Genomic DNA, 4,132 nt, shown 5'->3' with positions numbered 1-4,132 from the left:
ACAATTCTTTTTCCAATCATATTAACTTGAATGTTTTTATTATTTATGTTATAATTAATTAAGTTAATTCGTTTGAAACTATACACGGGGGTGTACCGGTTTCGACGTGGGTTTTGAACTTGAGACAGCATGTCGTGTTACTCTGGGTCACGTAAAAACTGGGGAAATTTAAAACAAACGCAAACGAAAACAATTTATTAGCTGCCTAGTAGCAGCTCGTCCCTCTTAATCCTCCTGCCGATTAAGAGCTGACGCTATCTATGCAGGGAACTACTTTGGGGGTGTCTTGACCCACAGTGGACTAATTAGGGCTGGATGATTTTGGAACCTGTCACTCGGTGCCAAAGGAGTCGAGATTTTAAAAGAGATGACTAAGCATGTAGGCGTAGCAGGGAAGAGGCTTGCGGACAGGGGTTCGACTCCCCTCATCTCCACCAATTAATTATTTTAAATGGTGAATAAGTTGTATAATATGAAACTTTATGAGAAAATTCATAAACCTGATACAGATATATAAATCTGTGGTATAATATAATCATAAAAGGATAGAAGTATATAACATCATTGTTATACACAAAAAATAAGGCCTACATATTCCCAGTACGTAAGCCTTTTTTTCGTGCTAGTTGTCTTTATGACTTGCTATCTAGCCACTTGCAATATAATAGGCAATTATACTTGCTATGATAGAAAGCCCTACAACTGTATATTTATTTTCTTTATATTGTCCTTATAGTATTTCACACCAATTCTATTTATTATCTTTTTATTATTTTCCTGATATAATTCTTCTAACAAATCATCTTTTATTTTTGATCTACAAGAATCCAATGTTTTCGTTAAATTTCTTTGGTTATCAATTTTTATTATAAAATATCCATCCTTGCTTTTTACTACTCCAGTATACTCTTTATCCCTCATTATCAGAGCCTTTTCACGTAATTCCGGAATCAAATTTTCTTTTTTGATTTTTCCAATATAGCCCCCCTTATTCTTACTGTTTTCGTCTTCTGAATACTTTTTGACTACAGTAGAAAAATCTATGCCCTTTTTTAAGTCTTCATAAGCATTTTCTGCCTTATTTTTACCATTAGGATTCTTTATCCAAATTTGATAACAATCAAATTCCTTTTCTTTAAATTCATTTATCTTGTCTTTATAATATTTTTTTATATCTTCCTCTTTGATTTTGACCCTTTTATTAAATTCTTCTTGATGCTTGTTCTCAATCATCTTGTCTTTGATATATTTTTTTAGTACGTGGTCATCTATATTCAGACTCTTATACTCATTGCTTTTTATTTTATCCTCCTCAATATTTTGCTTAGCACTCTCAAGCATATCATTTAATTCCTCTTCTGAATATGAATACCCATTCTTTTTATTTTCTTCATCCTTATAATGACTCATTATTAAATAATCTATAACGCTTTTCTTAAATTGTTCCGTACTTCCGTCAGATGAAACCACAACACTCTTCCAGCTATCATCATCAAAAATAGAATTATATTCAAATTTTGCCAACTTTATATTATCATTAACTTCACTTAGCCTAACATCAAATTTATCAGTACTTGCAACTATTTCATCCTGCTTACAAGCCAAAAATGTAATAGGCATCAAGATTAAAATAAGAGTACAAATAAAGGTAAATTTATTTTTCTTAATACTCATAAACTATTAACCTCCAATTTTATAAATCTCATAATTTGATATATAACAAAAAAGATTTAAATCAATATGGGTCTTAAGCCCTTATTGAAATAAATCTTTTTTCCTATTTTGCTTTTTAAAATGGCATATGGAAGTATCAAAGTTTTAAAAACTTATAACATATCCTCCATATCATCCATCACATTATCAGTAATACTGTTTTCACCGCCAACTATTGTAATCTTTCCTATATCCATATCTTCAATAATTTTTTTAATTGATTTTGGAATCTTATTTTTATTTGTCAATAGTATTGGGGCTTCCTTTTTCCCTGTAAGTGTACTGGCTGCTAATGCATCAACAGGATTTTCACCACTAGCTACTATAGCCTCATCAAAGTCCTTATAGGCATACTTGGCAATATTGGCGGATGTTTCATACCTATCCCTTCCAGATAATCTTACAACTGATATTTGCATTCTCTTCAACTCTTTTTCCACGTCACTTGATATGGAATTGTTGCCACCAATTATATATACCTTCTTCACATTCATCTGTTTTAACCTATTTTTTACAGACATATTTAAAGTATTTCTACCATTCAATAATATAGGTAGTTCTTCTTTTGTTGCTAGAGACGAAACTGAAAGAGCATCTATATTCTTATATCCATTTACCAGGATAGCCTGGCTGGATTTTTTAGATAGTCTACTAACTTCCTGGGATAGTTTATCAGAAGTGTCAAACCTATCCCTTCCTGATATACGTGTTACTTTTATATCTTCTTTTTTCAATCTAGACTCAATACTACTTGAGACAGAGGATTGACCGCCTACAATAACTACCTTATCCGCCTTTAACCTCTCAATCTCATCAAGAACTTCATCTGAAATAGAATTTTTATTTGTCAATAGTATTGGGGCCTCTTCAATATCAGCATATGATGATGCAACTAAGGCATCAGCAGTATTTTGACCACTTGCAAGAACAACTGTATCCGCAGACTTAAAGTTTTTTTCACTTACTTCAACAGAAGTCTCATATCTATTATCACCTGACAACCTCTGTATTTTTTCCGACTTTTTCTTCTTTTTATCCTTTTTCTTCTTGTTTAGGTCTTTTGCATCCTTGACAATAGCTTCTATAGACTCTTTTGAAGTAGATGAATCAATCTTATTTTTAAAATTAGTTTTTTCATCAATTGATAAGTCTGTTAATTTGTCTATTTCAGATTTTGCATCTTTTTTTGATTTATCAATATCCTTTTCAATTTTATCATTGGCTTTATCATTGGCATCCTTTGCTTCTTTTAGTATCTCGTTGATTTTTTCTTTTGACTCGGCATTGTCTATATTTGCCTTGTATTTAGCCTTGCTATTTGAGTCTAATTTTGACAAATTATCAATACTTATTTTTGCTTCTTTTTTAGCCTGTTCTAACTCGTCACCTTGGCTATATGGATTTTCATTGTTTGTAGTATCTTTTTCAATAAACCTATAGTCAAGGGTAAGAATAGCATTAGGTGACGTAGAATTTTCATCCAAATTTTCATATGGATTTATACCATTAAGCATATCCATGGCATCAACCTTTACTTTAAGATATCTTTTGGGATTATCTACATGCTTGTCTATATTTATTTCAACACTTTTTAGAAAATCTCTTAAATTACCTTTTGCATCTAGTTCATTCTCAGTTTTTAATACCTTTACTCTGGTCAATTCCCCCAGGTACTCCAAGTGACTTTTATCAACATTTTCTTTCTTAGTATTATTATAATACCACAAATTTGTCAAATGACCATATGCTCCCATAAAGTACAGACCTCTTAGGTTAAACCTTAGTCTTATTTTTCCACTATCATCTACAATTAGTTTGGCCTTACTCAGTATAGCATTATTTCCCATTGAATTTTGTTCTGTTAACTCAAAATTCCTCAAAACTATGGGAACATTATAGACTCCCTTTTCCAATTGAGGCTTTGTTTTCAATGAATAAATATCCTTGATATTATTTTCATCACCCCCAATTTGAATTAAATTTTTATCTAATTCCTCAATAGTAGACTTAAGTTTATTAGTATCTTCACTATTTAAATATGTCTTTGCAGTTTTTACAAAATTTTTTAGCTTGTTGATACTTTCATCTGTTTTTAAAACCAATGTATCTGTGTCTTCTGCCTGGTCAATTAATTTTTTTAATTCATTTTGTAAATCCGTTACCTCTTGATTAGAAGCTCCCTTAATATTTTTCGTGTTAATTTTTTCGACCACATTTAAATCTAATCCCTGAAGATTTTGATTGGCAAGGGCTACTGAACCTGTTGACAATAAAATTGCCAAAGATAAGGCCACAGATGATGTTTTCTTAAACATTAATATTTTCCTCCCATCAATATTTTCAATATTTTATACTTCTTCAACAGTTCTCTTTTAAACGACTGTTTAGATAAATTTAATCAAAGGAGGATAAGCCCTCC

At 31.0% G+C, this 4,132-nt stretch carries 2 protein-coding genes and 1 other RNA gene; 1 reads left to right on the top strand and 2 read right to left on the bottom strand.

Annotated elements, in window-relative coordinates:
• Nucleotides 1-86 precede the first annotated feature (86 nt).
• Nucleotides 87-437, top strand: a transfer-messenger RNA (tmRNA) gene (gene ssrA, locus HMPREF1639_RS09030).
• A 259-nt stretch (nt 438-696) separates the two neighbouring features.
• Here ssrA and HMPREF1639_RS02600 read toward each other — a convergent pair.
• Both HMPREF1639_RS02600 and HMPREF1639_RS02595 read right to left on the bottom strand, forming a co-directional pair.
• Nucleotides 697-1,674: a peptidylprolyl isomerase gene (locus HMPREF1639_RS02600; protein ID WP_036762976.1), complete on the bottom strand. Its 978-nt coding sequence runs from the start codon at nt 1,672-1,674 to the stop codon at nt 697-699.
• Nucleotides 1,675-1,826: 152 nt separating this feature from the next.
• Entirely contained in the window at nt 1,827-4,028 is a 2,202-nt protein-coding gene (locus HMPREF1639_RS02595; protein WP_036762974.1) for a cell wall-binding repeat-containing protein, read from the bottom strand.
• Between the last annotated feature and the right edge of the window lie 104 nt (nt 4,029-4,132).

This window comes from Peptostreptococcus sp. MV1 (assembly GCF_000758885.1).
Taxonomy (GTDB): Bacteria; Bacillota; Clostridia; order Peptostreptococcales; family Peptostreptococcaceae; genus Peptostreptococcus.
The sequence above is the reverse complement of the archived record's forward strand: the minus strand, read 5'-3'. Positions and strand labels throughout refer to the sequence as shown.